The following is a 16,240-nucleotide window of genomic DNA, read 5'->3' as shown; positions in this document are numbered from 1 at the left end:
TCTCCTGGCGGTCGTGGTTCTTGACTCTGTTCTTTCAGATGATGTGGCGCGCGGGGCCGCGCGGCTCAAGGCAGCGGCTCACTCCCACTCCAGTTCCTTGAAGGCCTGGGTGACGTTGCGGCCGTGATAGGTGTCGAACAGGACCCAGCGGTCGCGCTCGGCCCGGCCGACGGTCTGGATCGCCTTCTCGATCGGCACGTCCGCCGCGACGGCCTTGCGCGTCTCGTCCCGCAGGGTGGTCAGGTAGCGGGTAAGGTCGTCCATGGCGGGCGCGAAGTCGACCAGGGTCGGCCCGTGGCCCGGAACGGCCTTGGCCGCTCCCATGGCCTTGAGCACCTCCGCCTCCTTGAGCCAGCCCACGAGGCTGCCGTCGAGGGAGGGGATGCGGGTGACGAACAGGAGGTCGGCGGGAAACAGGATGCCGGAGGCCGAATCCCGCATGGAGAGGTCGCAGTTCGTGTGCGCCACCCCGTGGGCGGTGACGCGCAGAACGCGTCCGCCGAGGTCGATGTCGGCCCCGTCCGCCACCTCCAGGGTGGGGTAGACCACGCTGCCGGCCCGGTCGGCGCCCAGAATCTCGGCCAGCCGCCCGCGATAGTATTCGCCCCGGGCGTCGAGGGCGGCGCGCAGGGCGTGGTGGCCCACATAGACCGGCTTGTCCTCGGCGAAGGCCGCCGCGCCGAAGCAATGGTCCGGGTGCACGTGGGTGAGCATCACGTGGCTGATCGGCTTGTCTGTGCGCCTGCCGATCTCCGCGCGCAGCCAGGCCCCGTCCGCGCGGCTGCCGCCCGATTCGGTGACGAGAACCGAGCGCTCGCCGACGATAAAGCCGGTATTGGCGATGGCGTCGTTGTTCTCCGGCGTCGCCTCGGCGTCGGGCCCGCGCCGGATGAAGATGCCGGGTCCGACCTCGTCCATCGCGAAGCCCTCGGCCGAACGCCCGAGGGTCGGCAAGCAGCACAGGCACAGGCCGCCGAACAGGGCGCCGCGCCGGGTCGTGCCCCCGCGTGATCGGCCGGCAACTGCCCGCATGACCGTCCTCCGTGTTTTCGTTCTACCAATGAGTAGGTAGATTTTTGCCCGCGTCAATGGCATAAGCCGGAATGTCGGGCGCGGCGCGATCACGGCCTCGCGTGCGGCTACCCACGGACGAGGGCGGACAGGGACGATGACGGGACGATGAGGGACACCCGCGCCGAGTTGCTGCTGCAGGCCGAGACCCTGGTGCGTCGCCGGGGCTATGCCGGATTCAGCTACGCGGACCTCGCCGAGACGGTCCGGATCCGCAAGGCGAGCATCCACCACCACTTTCCCACCAAGTCCGACCTCGCCCACGCCTTGGTGGCGGCCTACGACGCCCGCTACGACGCGGCGCTGGCCGAGATCCGGGCCGGCGAGCCCGACGCGATCGAGCGGATCGCCGCCTACGGGGCGCTCTACCTCGGCGGGGTCGAGGCGGGCCTGGGCTGCCTCTGCGCGGTCCTGGCGATCGAGGGCGACGCGCTGCCGGCCACCCTGCGTGCCGACATCGCCCGCTTCTTCGAGAAGCACATCGCCTGGCTGGAGGGCGTGCTCGCCGAGGGGGTGGCGGCCGGGAGCGTGCGCGTGTCCGCCGAGCCCAGGGCCACGGCCCGCATGGTCGTCGCCGCCCTCGAAGGGGCCCTTCTGATGGAACGCCTGCTGGCGGGGCCCGAGGGCTTTCGCGGAACCCTGGCGGCACTCTGCGACGGGCTGCGGCCCGCCGGGGTTTCATCTGACAGGACTGATACAATATAACAGGCCGCAGCGACGCCTCGCGCGCCATCGACGAAGAGCCTCCATGTCAGACAGCCCGAACGCCGCCTCGGCGAAGATCCCCGTCACCGTGCTTACCGGCTACCTGGGTGCCGGCAAGACCACGCTGCTCAACCGCATCCTCACGGAGAACCACGGCAAGCGCTACGCCGTGATCGTCAACGAGTTCGGCGAGATCGGCATCGACAACGACCTCATCATCGGTGCCGATGAGGAGGTGTTCGAGATGAACAACGGCTGCGTCTGCTGCACCGTGCGCGGGGACCTCATCCGCATCATGGACGGGCTGGTGAAGCGGCGCGGCAAGTTCGACGCGATCATCGTCGAGACCACGGGGCTGGCCGACCCCGCCCCCGTGGCCCAGACCTTCTTCATCGACGAGGATGTGGGGGCCGCGGCCCGCCTCGACGCGGTGGTGACGGTGGCCGACGCCAAGTGGCTCTCGGACCGCCTCAAGGACGCGCCGGAGGCCAAGAATCAGATCGCCTTCGCGGACGTGATCCTGCTCAACAAGGCCGACCTCGTGGAGGAGGCCGACCTCGCCCGGGTCGAGGGCCAGATCCGCGCGATCAACCCCTACGCCAAGGTCCACCGCACCGAGCGCTGCGCCGTACCCCTCGAGGCGGTGCTGGAGCGCAACGCCTTCGATCTCGGCCGCATCCTCGACATCGAGCCCGACTTCCTGGAGGAGGGCCACCACCATCACCACGACGACGAGATGCAGTCGGTTTCGGCCAAGATCGACGGCCCCGTCGACCCCGAAAAGTTCATGCCCTGGATCTCGACCCTGACCCAGGTCCAGGGCCCCGACATCCTGCGTTGCAAGGGCATCGTCGCTTTCCCGAACGAGCCGCAGCGCTTCGTCTTCCAGGGGGTGCACCAGATCCTCGACGGCGACCTCCAGGGGCCGTGGAAGGACGGCGAGCCCCGCGTCTCGCGGGTGGTCTTCATCGGCCGCAAGCTCGATCCGGCGGAGATCCGCGCGGGCTTCGAGGATTGCCGGGCGGCCTGAGGCGCGATCGGCGCGGCGTGGCGTCGGGTTCCGCAACGCTTGGTTTACCATTCCGGCACAGGATCGAATCCGTGCCGGCGTGACGCTGCCGGTCGCGTTCGGCTGCCCCGTTCGGGCGCCGTGAGGCCCCGGAGAGTGCTGATCCCATGATGTCCCGCGCGGAACGCACGCCCCTGACCGACTGGTGGTGGACCGTCGATCGCGGCCTCCTCGCCGGGCTCGGCGCGCTCATGGTGGCGGGCCTCGTCTTTCTCATGGGCGGCGGGCCGCCGGTCGCCGAGAAGATCGGCCTGCCGACCTTCCACTTCCTCAACCGGCAGGCCCTCTACCTCGCGCCGACGATCCTCATCATCGTCGCCGTGTCCTTCCTGTCCCTGCGCCACATCCGGCGCGTCGCGCTCTTCACCTGGATGACGGGCGTCGCGCTCTGCATCCTGGCGAGCAAGTTCGGGCCGGAGATCAAGGGCGCGCACCGCTGGATCCAGTTCGGCGCCATCGGCATCCAGCCGTCCGAATTCGTGAAGCCCGCCTTCGTGGTGGTGGCGGCCTGGGCCTTCTCGGAGGGCGCGCAGCGGCGCGACATGCCGGGCGGCTTCCTGGCGATCCTCCTCCTGCCGGTCACCATTGTGCCCCTGATCCTCCAGCCGGATTTCGGCCAGACCATGCTCATCACCATCGTGTGGTGCGCGCTGTTCTTCGTGGCCGGCCTGCACTGGTTCTGGGTGGCGGGCCTCGGCGCCGGCGGCCTCCTCGGCGTCGCCGCCGCCTACCGCTTCCTGCACCACGTGCGCGAGCGCATCGACCGCTTCCTGAACAGCGAGTCGGGCGACAACTTCCAGGGCTTCTGGGCCCAGCAATCCTTCAATTCCGGCGGCTGGCTCGGCACCGGGCCCGGCGAGGGCGTCGCCAAGCGCCACCTGCCGGACGCGCATACCGACTTCATCTTCTCGGTCACCGGCGAGGAGTTCGGCACCCTGGTCTGCCTCGGCCTCGTGCTGCTCTTCGCCTACATCGTCATGCGGGGCCTGAAGCTCGCGCGCCGCACCGACGACACCTTTTCGCGGTTGGCGATCACCGGGTTGACCACGCTGTTCGGGCTCCAGGCCTGCATCAACATGGCGGTGAACGTGCGCCTGATGCCCGCCAAGGGCATGACGCTGCCCTTCGTCTCCTACGGCGGCTCCTCGCTGATCTCGCTGGCGCTCGGTATGGGCTTCCTCGTGGCCTTGACCCGCAAGCGCCCCCGGACCACCACCCTGAGCCAGAAGCCGCCGGGCACCGCCCCGGCGACCATCGCCGGAGTGATGCGTTGACGGTCGCGACAGCCACGATCCTGCTCTGTGCCGGTGGCACGGGCGGGCACCTGTTCCCCGCAGAGAGCCTGGCGCACGCCCTGCGCGCCCGGGGCGTGCGGGTCGTGCTGGCCACCGATGCCCGGGTGGATTCCATCGCCGCCGGCTTCCCGGCCTCCGAGATCGTCACCATCGCGTCGGCGACACCCTCCGGCCGTTCCCTGATCAAGCGCGGAGCCGCGCTCCTCACCTTGGGGCGCGGCTTCGGGATCGCCGCGCGCCAGATCAAGCGGATCGACCCGGCCGCCATCGTGGGCTTCGGCGGCTATCCCACCGTGCCGCCGATGTTGGCGGGGCAGATCCTGCGCGTGCCCACCGTCCTGCACGAGCAGAACGCCGTGATGGGGCGGGCCAACGCCTTCCTGGCGCGGGGGGCGCGCGCCATCGCCACCGGTTTTCGCGATGTGCGCGGTGTGCCGGCGAAGGCGCTCGCCCCACGCACCCACACCGGCAACCCGTTGCGGCCTGCCGTGCTCGATGCCGCGAGAACCGCCTATCCGGCGCTCGGTCCAGCCGACCCCCTGCACCTCCTCGTCTTCGGCGGCAGCCAGGGCGCCCGTGTGATGGGCGAGGTCGTGCCCGCGGCCATCGCCAATCTGCCCGCCGACCTGCGCGCGCGCCTGCGCCTCGTGCAGCAGGTGCGGGCCGAGGATCTCACCCAGGTTCAGAACCTCTATCTCGGCCTGGGACTCGCCGGTTTCGAGGCGGCGCCCTTCTTCAAGGATCTGCCCGCCCGCATGGCCGCGGCCCACCTCGTCATCGGGCGCTCCGGCGCCTCGACGGTCTCCGAGCTCGCCGCCATCGGCCGGCCTGCCATCCTGGTGCCGCTCCCCGGCGCCCTCGACCAGGACCAGGCGGCCAACGCCGCGACGCTCAGCGTGATCGGTGCCGCGCAGGCGATCCCGCAGGCCGCCTTCACCCCGGATCGCCTCACCGCGGAACTCGTCGACCTCTTCACCAATCCCGAAAAATTGACCGCGGCGGCCTCAGCCGCCAAAAGCGCCGGAATTCACGATGCCGCCGAGCGGCTCGCCGACATCGTCGTAGCGACGGCGGCGCGCACCTGAACCCGTATCCCCCGCGAGCCGGGCCGCCCGGTTCCCGGCGCCCCTGAGACTGGTCCTGTTCCATGAAGCTGCCCGATAAGCTCGGCCCCATCCACTTCATCGGCATCGGCGGCATCGGCATGTCCGGCATCGCCGAGGTGATGCACAACCTCGGCTACACGGTGCAGGGGTCGGACGCCAACGACAACGCCAACGTGCGGCGGCTCTCCGAGAAGGGCATGCGCACGTTCATCGGCCACGAGGCCGCCAACGTCGAGGAGGCGGCCCTGGTGGTGGTCTCCACCGCGATCCGCCGCGACAACCCGGAACTGGTGGCCGCCCGCGAGCGCCGCCTGCCCGTGGTGCGCCGGGCCGAGATGCTGGCCGAGCTGATGCGCTTCAAGTCCTGCGTCGCCATCGCGGGCACGCACGGCAAGACCACGACGACCTCCCTCGTCGCCACCCTGCTGGACGCCGGCAACCTCGACCCCACCGTCATCAACGGCGGCATCATCAACGCCTACGGCACCAACGCCCGCATGGGCGAGGGCGAGTGGATGGTGGTGGAGGCCGACGAATCGGACGGCACCTTCCTGAAGCTGCCGGCGGACGTCGCCATCGTCACCAACATCGACCCCGAGCACCTCGACCATTTTGGCTCGTTCGACGCGGTCAAGGACGCCTTCCGGCGCTTCATCGACAACATCCCGTTCTACGGCTTCGCCGTGATGTGCATCGACCACCCGATCGTGCAGGACCTCGTCGGCCACATCGAGGACCGCCGCATCATCACCTACGGCGAGAACCCGCAGGCCGATGTCCGCCTCATCGACGTGGACTTGCGCGGGGGCATGAGCCGCTTCCGCGTGATGATCCGCGACCGGCGCCCGGGCTTCCGCATGGAGATGGAGGACCTCGTCCTGCCGATGCCGGGCAAGCACAACGCGCTGAACGCCACCGCGGCGCTGGCCGTCGCCCACGAGCTCGGCGTCGAGCCGGAGGCGATCCGCAAGGCGCTCGCCGGCTTCGGCGGCGTCAAGCGCCGCTTCACCAAGACGGGCGAGTGGAACGGCGCGCTGATCTTCGACGATTACGGACACCATCCGGTGGAGATCAAGGCGGTGCTGAAGGCCGCCCGCGCCTCCACCGAGGGCAACGTCGTCGCCATCGTGCAGCCGCACCGCTACACGCGCCTCGCCTCGCTGTTCGACGATTTCTGCACCTGCTTCAACGATGCCGACACGGTCATCGTCGCCCCCGTCTACGCGGCGGGCGAGGCGCCGATCGAGGGCATGGACCGCGACGGCCTCGTCTCGGGCCTCAAATCCCGCGGCCACCGCGACGCCATCGCGCTCCAGCGCTCGGAGGACCTCGCGGGGATCGTCGCGGGCCGCGCCAAGCCCGGCGACTACGTGGTGTGCCTCGGCGCCGGCAACATCACGCAATGGGCCTACGCCCTGCCGGGCGAACTTGGCGCCCTGGACGGCGCGCCGGCGTGAGCCCCGCCTACGTGCCGGCACCGTCCGGAATCAGGTCCTCCGGGTCGACGCCCAGTGCGCCCGCGAGGGCGCGATAGACGATGGTGTCGGCCGTGCGTTCGCCCCGTTCCATCGCCGATAGGACAGCTTCGGTGATCCCGCCGAGACTTGCCAGGGTGGTCGTGGTTACCCCCCTTCGCGCTCGCCAGAAAGCGAGGGCGGTCGGAGCCCGGCGCAGGGCATCGAGATCGGATTCGCTCAACGCCTCGTCCGCTCCGCTCGCCAGCCGATTGCGGGAGGCCTGCAGCGTCCGCGCGTCCGTCGCGTCCTCCGCGAGGGCGACGAGCCGCTCGAAATCCGCTTCCGGCAGGATCACGATGGGGTCGCCGGAGGGCGTCTTGGTGCGCACGATGGTCATACCGATCTTCCTAACCGTAGATCGAGCCACGCGGGCCGATGTCATGCACCATGATCTGATCCGGCTCGATCGTGAAGATCACGCGCCAGTCGCCGATCCGCAGCCGGTAGCCTTCGGTGCCCTTCAACGCCCTGACGTTGTTGGCGAGCGCTTCCGGCCTCTCGGCGAGGAGGCGCAGTTTCTCGCGGATGAGCGCTTCCGTTCTGGGCGGCATCCGGGTGAGGGCACGCGCTGCCGGGCGTGTGTAACCCACCGTCCGGCCCATCGCGCGTCTCCGTACCCGATCATGCAACCTTTCGTTGCTTTATCTGAAAAGCACCAGTCCCAATGACAGCCTTCCCGGACATCACCCCCGACATCCGCGCCCGGGCGCCGGCCTTGCGCGGGCGGCTCATCGCCAACCAGCCGCTCTCGGACCTGACCTGGTTCCGGGTCGGCGGCCCGGCGCAGGCTCTGTTCACGCCCGCCGATCCGGAGGATCTCGGCCTCCTGCTCGCGGCCCTCGACCCGGAGGTTCCGGTGACGGTGATCGGCCTCGGCTCGAACCTGATCGTGCGCGACGGCGGCGTGCCGGGCGTGGTGGTGCGCCTCGGCGGCAAGGCCTTCGGCACCGTGGCGATCGACGGCGAGACCCTGCGGGTCGGCACGGCGGTGCCGGACATGCGCCTCGCCAAGGCGGCGGCCGAAGCCGGGCTCGACGGGCTCGCGTTCTTCCGCGGCATTCCGGGCTCGGTCGGTGGGGCGCTGCGCATGAATGCCGGCGCTCATGGCGGCGAGACCACCGACGTTCTGGTGGAAGCGCACGGCGTCGACCGCCGGGGCGAGGCGCGTCGCTTCAGCCATGCGGAGATGGGCTTTGCCTATCGCCATAGCGCCGCCCCCGACGATGTGATCTTCACGAGCGCCCTGTTCCGTGGCCGACCCGGCGAGCGCGCCGCCATCGAGGCCGAGATGGAGCGGGTGACGGCGGCCCGCGAGGCGGCCCAGCCGATCCGCGAGCGCACCGGCGGCTCCACCTTCAAGAACCCGCCCGGGGGCAAGGCCTGGCAACTCGTCGACGCCGCCGGCTGCCGGGGCCTGACGGTCGGTGGCGCGCAGGTCTCGCCGATGCACTGCAACTTCCTGATCAACCGCGACAACGCGAGCGCCGCCGACATCGAGGGGCTCGGCGAGGAAGTGCGTCGGCGCGTGCGCGAGACCTCGGGCGTCGAGCTGCACTGGGAGATCAAGCGCATCGGTCTCGCTGCGGATGCCGCGAACGGATAGGAGATCCAAGGCAATCGGCGGGTCCAGGGCGGTGCGCGGCAGGCGGTCATCGGCCCGGCCGCTTCTGACGGAGGCGAGACGCGCATGATCATGGATGTGGTTGAGCCCGAAGCGTTGTGGCCCGAGGGCGATGACCCCTTCGTGGCTTTCACCGAATGGGGCGGGCAGGCCGATGACGAGGCTTATGCCGACCTCTGAGGCGTCCCACGCCGCATCGCGGCCGGACCGGATTTGCCGCGTTCCGTGACGACACTGACTGCTTCTACCAGCGACCGACGCTTCACCCCACGGAGTCCCCCCATGTCCAAGCACGTCGCCGTCCTCATGGGCGGGTGGTCCTCCGAGCGGCCGGTCTCGCTCAATTCCGGCCAGGCCTGCGCCGACGCCCTGGAAGGGCAGGGCTTTCGCGTCACCCGGGTCGACGTCCAGCCGGACATCGCCACGGTGCTGACGAATCTGCGTCCGGACGTGGCCTTCAACGCCCTGCACGGGCCGGCGGGCGAGGACGGCACGATCCAGGGCCTGCTGGAGATCCTGCGCATCCCCTACACCCATTCGGGCGTGCTCGCCTCGGCGCTCGCCATGCACAAGGAGCGTGCCAAAGTGGTCATGCGGGCGGCCGGCGTCAGCGTTCCGGAGGGCCGCGTCGTTAACCGTCATGAGGCCGCGAAGTCACACGTGCTGACGCCGCCCTACGTGCTGAAGCCGGTGGCCGAGGGCTCCTCCATGGGGGTCATCATCGTGCGCGACGGGCGCTCCCACCCGCCCCAGGAAGTGGGCCGGGAGGATTGGGGCTATGGCGATGAAATCCTTGCGGAAACCTACGTCGCCGGGCGCGAGCTGACCTGCGCGGTGATGGGCGAGAAGGCCCTCGGCGTGATCGAGATCAAGCCGGCCTCCGGGGAGTGGTACGACTTCGACGCGAAGTACGCCGAGGGGGGCTCGATCCACGTCCTCCCGGCAGAAATTAAACCAAATCTTTACCAGCGTGTCCAAGAGTTGTCGTTAACGGCGCATCAAGCACTCGGGTGCCGGGGCATCAGCCGTGCGGACCTTCGCTACGACGACACACCGGGGGGAACCGGTGCCCTCGTCGTCCTGGAGGTCAACACGCAACCCGGCATGACGAAGACGAGCCTGGTGCCGGAGATCGCAGCCCACGCTGGCTTTAGTTTCGGTGAGCTCGTCCAATGGATGGTGGAGGACGCAACGTTGGGCCGGTAGGGGCCGAAGGTCCGCACGGCGGCCAAGGCCAGGGTCTCCTGGGTCCGGGTCTCCTGGGCCAGGGTCTCCTGGGCCCAGCCGCCGGCACGGTCGCCTCCGTCCGTGCGGCGCTCGCTGCCCGCCTGCGCCGCTTCACGCCGCCGGGCCGCCGCTCGCGCCTCGCCGTTCCGATCGAGCGGCGCGTTCCGCGCCACCTCGGCACGGCCGCGGTCTCGGTCTCCTTCGCGGCCCTGGCGCTCGCCGCCTTCGTCGGCAGCGGCAGCTACGAACGCTTCGTCGCCGAGCACGGCCGCCCCCTCGACATCATGGCGCGGCTGGCCGGTTTCGGCGTCGAGCGCGTCACCATCTCTGGGATAGCCCGGCTCTACGAGCGCGAAGTGCTCCAGGCCGCCGGCATCGACGGTCACTCCTCGGTGGTGTTCCTCGACGTGGCGGAAGCGCGCGAGCGCCTGCTGGCGGTGCCGCTGATCGCCAGCGCCTCCGTGCGCAAGGTCTACCCGAACGAGATCGTCATCACCCAGGTGGAGCGCGAGCCCGCCGCCCTCTGGCAGCGCAACGGCGAGATCGCTGTGATCGCCGCCGACGGCACGGTGATCGACCAGATGCGCGACGACCGCTACGCCGCCTTACCCCTCGTGGTCGGCGACGACGCCAACCTCAAGCTCAAGGACTACCTCGCCCTGATCGAGGCGGCGGGCACGCTCGCCGAGCGCGTCAAGGCCGGCACCTACGTCTCCGGCCGGCGCTGGACCCTGAAGCTCGACGGCGTCGACATCCGCCTGCCCGAGACCGGTGCGACCGAGGCCCTGGCGCGCCTCGTCAAGCTCGAGCGCGACAACCGCATCCTCGAGAAGGACATCATCGCGGTGGACCTTCGCATGCCGGACCGGGTGGTCGTCCGCCTCACCGAAGAGGCGGCCGCGGCCCGCGCGGAAGCCCAGAAGAAGCCGAAGGCCAAGGGAACCAGCACATGAGCCGCACGATCCGTCCGGCGCAGCGCGCTCATCTGTCCCGCCTCACCTCCGTCACCCGGTAGCCCGATGCACGATCAGCACGGCCTCACCCCACGCCTGAAGCCTCTCTCCGCCCGGCGCAGCACCACCCTCTCGGTGCTCGACATCGGGACGAGCAAGGTCGTCTGCCTCATCGCGGAGCTGCAGCCGGCCGAGGCGCTCACCACCCTGCGCGGGCGCACCCACTTCGCCCGCATCATCGGCATCGGCCACCAGCGCTCGCAGGGGCTCAAGGGCGGCGTCATCGTCGATCTGGAATCGGCCGAGGCCGCCATCCGCCAGGCGGTCCACGCCGCCGAGCGCATGGCCCGGGTCGAGGTGCAGTCGGTCATCGTCAACATGTCCGGCGGCCGCATCGGCTCGCAGCATTTCGAGGCCCGCGTGAACACCCGCACCGGCACCGTCACGGGCACGGACGTGGAGCGGGTGCTGGAGACCGCCTCGGCCCACGGCGTCAGCCCCGGCCGCGCCGTGCTCCACGCCCTGCCGACCGGCTACGCCATCGACGGCCAGGGCGCGGTCATCGATCCGTCGGGCATGATGGGGGATGCGCTCGGCGTCGACCTCCACGTGGTCACCGGCGAGGCGGCCGCCGCCCGCAACCTCATGCTCGCCGTCGAGCACTGTCATCTCGGCGTCGAGGCGGTGATCGCCACCCCCTACGCCGCCGGTCTCTCGGCGCTGGTCGACGACGAGGCCGAGATGGGCGTCGCCGTGGTCGACATGGGCGGCGGCACCACCAGCGTCGGCGTGTTCTCCGGCGGCCACCTCGTCCACGTCGACGCGGTGGCGGTGGGCGGCCACCACGTCACCATGGACATCGCCCGCGGCCTCTCCACCCGGGTCGCGGCGGCCGAGCGCCTCAAGACCCTCTACGGCTCGGCCATCGCCACGGCCTCCGACGAGCGCGACATGATCGCGGTCCACGGGGTCGGCGAGGACGAGGGCGACGCCCCGACCCACGTGCCGCGCTCGCAGCTCGTGCGGATCATCCGCCCGCGCGTCGAGGAGGTGGTGGAACTGGTGCGCGACCGCCTGCGCGCCGCCGGCTTCTCCGCCCAGGCCGGGCGCCGCGTCGTGCTCACCGGCGGCGCCAGCCAGCTCGTCGGCCTGCCCGAGGTGGCCCGCCGGGTCATGGAGGGGCAGGTCCGCATCGGCCGGCCCCTCGGCATCCGGGGCCTGCCCGAGGCGGCCAAGGGGCCCGCCTTCTCGGCGGCGGTGGGCCTGCTGGTCTACCCGCAGGTGGCGCATGCGGAACATTTCGAGCCGCGGGGGCACGGCGCCTTCGCCGGCACGGGGACGGACGGCTACCTCTCGCGCGTCGGACGCTGGATCCGCGAGAGCTTCTGAGACGACCGCCGGCACGCCCCAAACCCCGCGGGGTGGGCGTGGACGGCCAGACGAGAATCGGCGCCTCCCTCAACCCGAGGCGTCAAATGAAACGTGAAAGGCACGAGAGGCTCGACACCATGGCCATCAGTCTGCAGGCGCCGGATATCCGGGAACTGAAGCCCCGCATCACCGTCTTCGGTGTCGGCGGAGCCGGCGGCAACGCCGTGAACAACATGATCGAGTCGGGCCTTCTGGGCTGCGAGTTCGTGGTCGCCAACACCGATGCCCAGGCGCTCACCTCGTCCAAGGCCGAGCGCGTGATCCAGATGGGTCTCAGCGTGACGCAGGGGCTCGGCGCCGGTTCGCACCCCGAGGTCGGCTCGGCCGCGGCCGACGAGGTCATCGACGAGATCCGCGACCAGCTCTCGGGCGCCCACATGTGCTTCATCACCGCCGGCATGGGCGGCGGCACCGGCACGGGCGCGGCCCCGGTCATCGCCCGCGCGGCGCGTGACATGGGCATCCTCACCGTCGGCGTCGTGACGAAGCCGTTCCAGTTCGAGGGCATGCGCCGGATGCGCACGGCCGAGGCCGGCATCCAGGAGCTCCAGGCCGCCGTCGACACCCTCATCGTGATCCCGAACCAGAACCTGTTCCGGGTCGCCAATGAGAAGACCACCTTCGCCGACGCCTTCGCGATGGCCGACCAGGTGCTCTACTCGGGCGTCGCCTGCATCACCGACCTGATGGTCAAGGAAGGCCTGATCAACCTCGACTTCGCCGACGTGCGCGCCATCATGCGCGGCATGGGCAAGGCCATGATGGGCACCGGCGAGGCCTCGGGCGAGAACCGCGCCAACCGGGCGGCGGAAGCGGCCATCGCCAACCCGCTCCTCGACGAAGTCTCGATGAAGGGCGCGCGCGGGCTGCTGATCTCGATCACCGGCGGCAACGACCTGACCCTGTATGAGCTCGACGAGGCCGCCACCCGCATCCGCGAGGAGGTCGATTCCGAGGCCAACATCATCCTCGGCGCCACCTTCGACGAGAGCCTCGACGGCATCATCCGCGTCTCGGTGGTCGCCACCGGCATCGAGCCGGCCCTGATCGCCGCCAACTCCCAGAACAACCCCGACATCGTGCAGACCGAGCAGCGCATCGCCGAGGTCGCCGAGCGTCTGCGAGCGGAAGCGAGGGCGCGGGCGGCACAGCCCGCGCCGACCTTTCGCCCCGCCGGACAGGAGCAGCCCGTAGCCGCCCCGGCGGCTCCCGCTGCGGCACCGGTCCAGGCCGCTCCGGTCCAGGCCCCGGCGCCGATGCAGGCGCCCCGCGCGCCGGAGCCGGTCGCCTTCGCGCCCGAGCCGATGCGGGTGGACCTGCCGCAGGCGCCCGTGATGCGCGACGAGGTGATGCTGACCCAGACGCAGCCCCGCGCCGCCATGGCGTACGAGCCCGCCCCGGTCGCCGCCCCCGAGCCCGCCCCGCAGCTGGCCGCCGGTCCGTTCGTGCCGCCGCGTCCGGCCGTGGCCGTCGCCCGCGCTCCCCGCATGCCGCAGATCCAGGACCTGCCGCTTCCCGCCCAGGCCCAGCTCCGGGCCCGCGAGGAGCAGCCGGCCGAGCCGGCCGGGGATTCCAAGCGCATGACCCTGCTGCGCCGCCTGGCCACCGTGGGGTTCGGCGGTCGCCGTGAGGAGGCCGAGGCCGCACCGCTTCCGCCGATGCGCGCCCCCGCCCCGATGCCCCAGGCCGCCGCCCCCGTGGAAGCGCCCCGGCGTGCGCCGGTGCAGGCACCGCCGGCCTATCGCCCGGCCCAGGGCAACCTGGATCCCCAGGGCCGCGTCGCGCCCCAGCCCCGGATGATGGACGACGACCAGCTCGAAATCCCGGCCTTCCTGCGCCGCCAGGCCAACTGAAGCCGGTCGTCCGACGCCCCACGACCCATCGGCTGAGGTATTTCAGTCACAGGCCCGGAGCCCCACGGCTCCGGGCCATGCTTGTTCTCAAGCTACTGTTATCAAAAGGCTTTCGGAATCGCCTGACGAAACCGCGGCTGTAACAGTACGTAAGAATCCGTGATTTGGCCTCGCTTTGCGGCGCAGCTATACGAATTTTGGAACGACAGGCGCGGCGGTTTCAGACCGTCAAGCGCCGGCAGGGGCTTCAAGCAGCGGACGGATCGCCAGGGGCTGAATGCCTATCCCGACGGGATGGGCACGCCCGATCACGGCCGAGGGCTATGGAATGCGAACGAACCAACAGACAACTCTCAAAGCCCCCGCGACCCTGAGCGGCATCGGCGTCCATTCCGGAAACCCGGTCGAGATCACGCTGCATCCGGCGCCCGCCAATCACGGCATCGCGTTCCTCCGCACCGGAATGCCCACCGGCAACGACCGTCTGATCAAGGCCCACCACGCCTGCGTCTCCGCCACCGAGCTCTGCACCGTGATCGGTGACGTCGAGAGCGGCGCGGTCGCCACCATCGAGCACCTGATGTCGGCGCTCTACGGCCTGGGGATCGACAACGTCCTCGTCGAGATCGACGGCCCCGAGATGCCGATCCTCGACGGCAGCGCGCTTCCCTACGTACAGGCCATCGACGCCGTCGGGATCGCGCCGTGCGGCGCGCCCCGCCGCTGGATCAAGGTGCTCCGCTCCGTCCGCATCGAGGTCGGCCGCGCCTTCGCCGAGCTCCGCCCCATCGACCGGGGCTTCCGCCTCGACGTCGAGATCGATTTCGAGAACCCGGTGATCGGCCGCAGCCGCAAGGCGATGGACCTCACCCCCGCCGCCTACCGCCGCGAGATCGCCGGCGCCCGCACCTTCGGCATGATGCGCGACGTGGAGCGCTACTGGAAGGCGGGCTTCGCCCTCGGCGCGTCCCTCGAGAACACTGTCGCGGTCGGCGAGACCGCGGTCGTCAACCCCGAGGGCCTGCGCTACGCCGACGAGTTCGTCCGGCACAAGTTCCTCGACGCGGTGGGTGACCTCGCCCTCGCGGGCCTGCCGCTCCAGGGCGGCTACCGCTCCTATTGCGGCGGCCACCGCATGAATGTCGGCGTCCTCACGGCCCTGTTCTCCGATCGCGCCAATTATGCCATCGTCGAGAGCGCCAGCACCCGCCGCGAGACCAGCCTGACCGAGTTCGGCGCCAGCCTCGGCATCGCCGCCTTCGTCGGCGATCTGTAGCGCCACCGACACACACCTCTCCTTTCTGTTAAGGGCGTGGCCCGCCCGCCGCTTTCGCGCCCAAATCGCCCGCCACGGTGAATCCAGCGTGAAACGGGACGTCCGTCCGGTGTGCAACGCACCCGGATCGTGGCATGAGGCCGTCAGCCACGCGACCGACCTGACTGTGATGGCTTGACGACGCGCGCCTGAGAACAGGCCCGTCTGTTGGGGGAAGACCGGAATGCGCCTGAACCAACCCAAGAGCGGTGCGATGGCGGCCGTGCTGGTGACCCTGTGCGGCCTCGGCCTGGGTGGCTGCGACGCCCTCGACTCGATCAATCCCTTCGCCGAGAAGTACAAGCCCGAGGTCATCCCGGACGTTCCCGCCGACAAGCTCTACAGCGAGGGCCTGGCGCGCATGGAAGACAAGGACTACGAGGGCGCCTCGAAGAAGTTCGGCGAACTCGACAAGGCCTACAGCTACTCCGACTGGTCGCGCAAAGCGCTCCTGATGACCGCCTACTCGAACTACGAGGGCGCGAAGTACGACGACGCGATCAACGCCTCGAAGCGCTACCTGCAGCGCCACCCGGCGAGCAAGGACGCGGCCTACGCCCAGTACCTCATGGCGATGTCGCACTATAAGCAGATCCCGGACGTGACCCGCGACCAGGACCGCTCCGAGAAGGCGCTCGCCGGCCTGCAGGAGCTCGTCCAGAAGTATCCGACCTCTGAATACGCCGCCGACGCCAAGGCCAAGATCCAGATCACCCGCGACCAGCTCGCCGGCAAGGAGATGGAGGTCGGGCGCTTCTACCTCGAGCGCCGCAACTTCCCCGCCGCGATCAACCGGTTCCGCGACGTGGTCAGCAAGTACCAGACGACCCGCCACGCCGAGGAGGCTCTGGAGCGTCTGACCGAGGCCTACATGGCGCTGGGCCTGACCCAGGAGGCGCAGACCGCCGCCGCCGTGCTCGGCCACAACTTCCCCGACAGCCCCTGGTACAAGGACGCCCACGCGCTCCTGCAGAACGGTGGCCTGGAGCCGCGCGAGGAGAAGACCTCCTGGCTCAGCAAGGTCTATCGCGGCGTCATCGGGCGCACCGCCGAGGCCCAGTAGGTCTCCACATTCCA

15 protein-coding genes are annotated in these 16,240 nt (G+C 70.2%); 12 read left to right on the top strand and 3 right to left on the bottom strand.

The features are described from left to right. Positions 1–78: 78 nt before the first annotated feature. Positions 79–1,032, bottom strand: coding sequence for a quinoprotein relay system zinc metallohydrolase 2 (locus MKK58_RS19085; RefSeq protein ID WP_243913817.1), 954 nt, complete (start codon positions 1,030–1,032; stop codon positions 79–81). A 147-nt stretch (positions 1,033–1,179) separates the two neighbouring features. Here MKK58_RS19085 and MKK58_RS19080 point away from each other — a divergent pair, with 147 nt between their 5' ends. The 5 genes from MKK58_RS19080 to murC all read left to right on the top strand — a co-directional run bounded on the left by MKK58_RS19080 (position 1,180) and on the right by murC (position 6,703). Next, the gene (locus MKK58_RS19080) at positions 1,180–1,776 is read left to right on the top strand and encodes a TetR/AcrR family transcriptional regulator (protein WP_243913815.1); all 597 of its coding nucleotides are present in this window, start codon (positions 1,180–1,182) and stop codon (positions 1,774–1,776) included. 43 nt (positions 1,777–1,819) lie between these two features. Further along, positions 1,820–2,806, top strand: a complete 987-nt coding sequence (locus MKK58_RS19075; protein ID WP_243913813.1) for a CobW family GTP-binding protein — start codon at positions 1,820–1,822, stop codon at positions 2,804–2,806. A 146-nt stretch (positions 2,807–2,952) separates the two neighbouring features. Further along, the gene (locus MKK58_RS19070; RefSeq protein WP_238281002.1) at positions 2,953–4,119 is read left to right on the top strand and encodes an FtsW/RodA/SpoVE family cell cycle protein; all 1,167 of its coding nucleotides are present in this window, start codon (positions 2,953–2,955) and stop codon (positions 4,117–4,119) included. Further along, positions 4,116–5,225 carry an undecaprenyldiphospho-muramoylpentapeptide beta-N-acetylglucosaminyltransferase gene (gene murG, locus MKK58_RS19065; protein WP_243913811.1) on the top strand — a complete coding sequence of 370 codons (1,110 nt, stop codon included), beginning with the start codon at positions 4,116–4,118 and terminating at the stop codon, positions 5,223–5,225. The genes MKK58_RS19070 and murG overlap by 4 nt, the downstream gene beginning before the upstream one ends. A gap of 62 nt (positions 5,226–5,287) precedes the next feature. Further along, on the top strand, positions 5,288–6,703 hold the full coding sequence (gene murC / locus MKK58_RS19060; protein WP_243913810.1) for a UDP-N-acetylmuramate--L-alanine ligase: 1,416 nt from the start codon (positions 5,288–5,290) through the stop codon (positions 6,701–6,703). A 7-nt stretch (positions 6,704–6,710) separates the two neighbouring features. On the opposite strand, the gene MKK58_RS19055 is transcribed toward murC, so the two are convergent. Beyond that, positions 6,711–7,100: a helix-turn-helix domain-containing protein gene (locus tag MKK58_RS19055; protein ID WP_243913808.1), complete on the bottom strand. Its 390-nt coding sequence runs from the start codon at positions 7,098–7,100 to the stop codon at positions 6,711–6,713. A 10-nt stretch (positions 7,101–7,110) separates the two neighbouring features. Beyond that, positions 7,111–7,365: a type II toxin-antitoxin system RelE family toxin gene (locus tag MKK58_RS19050; protein ID WP_243913806.1), complete on the bottom strand. Its 255-nt coding sequence runs from the start codon at positions 7,363–7,365 to the stop codon at positions 7,111–7,113. A 62-nt stretch (positions 7,366–7,427) separates the two neighbouring features. Between MKK58_RS19050 and murB the strand changes: the two genes are divergently transcribed. The 7 genes from murB (at position 7,428) to MKK58_RS19015 (ending at position 16,226) form a co-directional block, all read left to right on the top strand. Further along, positions 7,428–8,366, top strand: coding sequence for a UDP-N-acetylmuramate dehydrogenase (gene murB, locus MKK58_RS19045; RefSeq protein WP_243913805.1), 939 nt, complete (start codon positions 7,428–7,430; stop codon positions 8,364–8,366). 300 nt (positions 8,367–8,666) lie between these two features. Then, the gene (locus MKK58_RS19040; protein ID WP_243913802.1) at positions 8,667–9,590 is read left to right on the top strand and encodes a D-alanine--D-alanine ligase; all 924 of its coding nucleotides are present in this window, start codon (positions 8,667–8,669) and stop codon (positions 9,588–9,590) included. Further along, on the top strand, positions 9,557–10,564 hold the full coding sequence (locus tag MKK58_RS19035) for a cell division protein FtsQ/DivIB (RefSeq protein WP_243913800.1): 1,008 nt from the start codon (positions 9,557–9,559) through the stop codon (positions 10,562–10,564). The genes MKK58_RS19040 and MKK58_RS19035 overlap by 34 nt, the downstream gene beginning before the upstream one ends. A 66-nt stretch (positions 10,565–10,630) precedes the next feature. Further along, positions 10,631–11,953, top strand: coding sequence for a cell division protein FtsA (ftsA, locus tag MKK58_RS19030; protein WP_238281009.1), 1,323 nt, complete (start codon positions 10,631–10,633; stop codon positions 11,951–11,953). A gap of 119 nt (positions 11,954–12,072) precedes the next feature. Continuing rightward, the gene (ftsZ, locus tag MKK58_RS19025) at positions 12,073–13,848 is read left to right on the top strand and encodes a cell division protein FtsZ (protein ID WP_243913798.1); all 1,776 of its coding nucleotides are present in this window, start codon (positions 12,073–12,075) and stop codon (positions 13,846–13,848) included. Between the two features lie 328 nt (positions 13,849–14,176). Beyond that, positions 14,177–15,124, top strand: coding sequence for a UDP-3-O-acyl-N-acetylglucosamine deacetylase (gene lpxC, locus MKK58_RS19020; protein ID WP_243913796.1), 948 nt, complete (start codon positions 14,177–14,179; stop codon positions 15,122–15,124). 223 nt (positions 15,125–15,347) lie between these two features. After that, a complete protein-coding gene (locus MKK58_RS19015; RefSeq protein ID WP_238280866.1) occupies positions 15,348–16,226 on the top strand; it encodes an outer membrane protein assembly factor BamD in 879 nt (292 codons plus the stop codon). Positions 16,227–16,240 lie beyond the last annotated feature (14 nt).

Source organism: Methylobacterium sp. J-078 (genome assembly GCF_022829285.1).
Taxonomy (GTDB): domain Bacteria; phylum Pseudomonadota; class Alphaproteobacteria; order Rhizobiales; family Beijerinckiaceae; genus Methylobacterium.
This window is presented reverse-complemented; position numbering and strand designations above follow the sequence as displayed.

Excerpts from the sequence above, each read along its gene's own strand:
- ftsA (WP_238281009.1), top strand. The coding sequence starts at position 10,631 with ATGCACGATCAGCACGGCCTCACCCCACGCCTGAAGCCTCTCTCCGCC.
- MKK58_RS19075 (WP_243913813.1), top strand. The coding sequence starts at position 1,820 with ATGTCAGACAGCCCGAACGCCGCCTCGGCGAAGATCCCCGTCACCGTG.
- MKK58_RS19040 (WP_243913802.1), top strand. The coding sequence starts at position 8,667 with ATGTCCAAGCACGTCGCCGTCCTCATGGGCGGGTGGTCCTCCGAGCGG.
- MKK58_RS19080 (WP_243913815.1), top strand. The coding sequence starts at position 1,180 with ATGAGGGACACCCGCGCCGAGTTGCTGCTGCAGGCCGAGACCCTGGTG.
- MKK58_RS19070 (WP_238281002.1), top strand. The coding sequence starts at position 2,953 with ATGATGTCCCGCGCGGAACGCACGCCCCTGACCGACTGGTGGTGGACC.
- MKK58_RS19015 (WP_238280866.1), top strand. The coding sequence starts at position 15,348 with ATGCGCCTGAACCAACCCAAGAGCGGTGCGATGGCGGCCGTGCTGGTG.
- murB (WP_243913805.1), top strand. The coding sequence starts at position 7,428 with ATGACAGCCTTCCCGGACATCACCCCCGACATCCGCGCCCGGGCGCCG.
- MKK58_RS19055 (WP_243913808.1), bottom strand. The coding sequence starts at position 7,100 with ATGACCATCGTGCGCACCAAGACGCCCTCCGGCGACCCCATCGTGATC.
- lpxC (WP_243913796.1), top strand. The coding sequence starts at position 14,177 with ATGCGAACGAACCAACAGACAACTCTCAAAGCCCCCGCGACCCTGAGC.
- MKK58_RS19050 (WP_243913806.1), bottom strand. The coding sequence starts at position 7,365 with ATGGGCCGGACGGTGGGTTACACACGCCCGGCAGCGCGTGCCCTCACC.
- murC (WP_243913810.1), top strand. The coding sequence starts at position 5,288 with ATGAAGCTGCCCGATAAGCTCGGCCCCATCCACTTCATCGGCATCGGC.
- MKK58_RS19035 (WP_243913800.1), top strand. The coding sequence starts at position 9,557 with ATGGATGGTGGAGGACGCAACGTTGGGCCGGTAGGGGCCGAAGGTCCG.
- MKK58_RS19085 (WP_243913817.1), bottom strand. The coding sequence starts at position 1,032 with ATGCGGGCAGTTGCCGGCCGATCACGCGGGGGCACGACCCGGCGCGGC.
- ftsZ (WP_243913798.1), top strand. The coding sequence starts at position 12,073 with ATGGCCATCAGTCTGCAGGCGCCGGATATCCGGGAACTGAAGCCCCGC.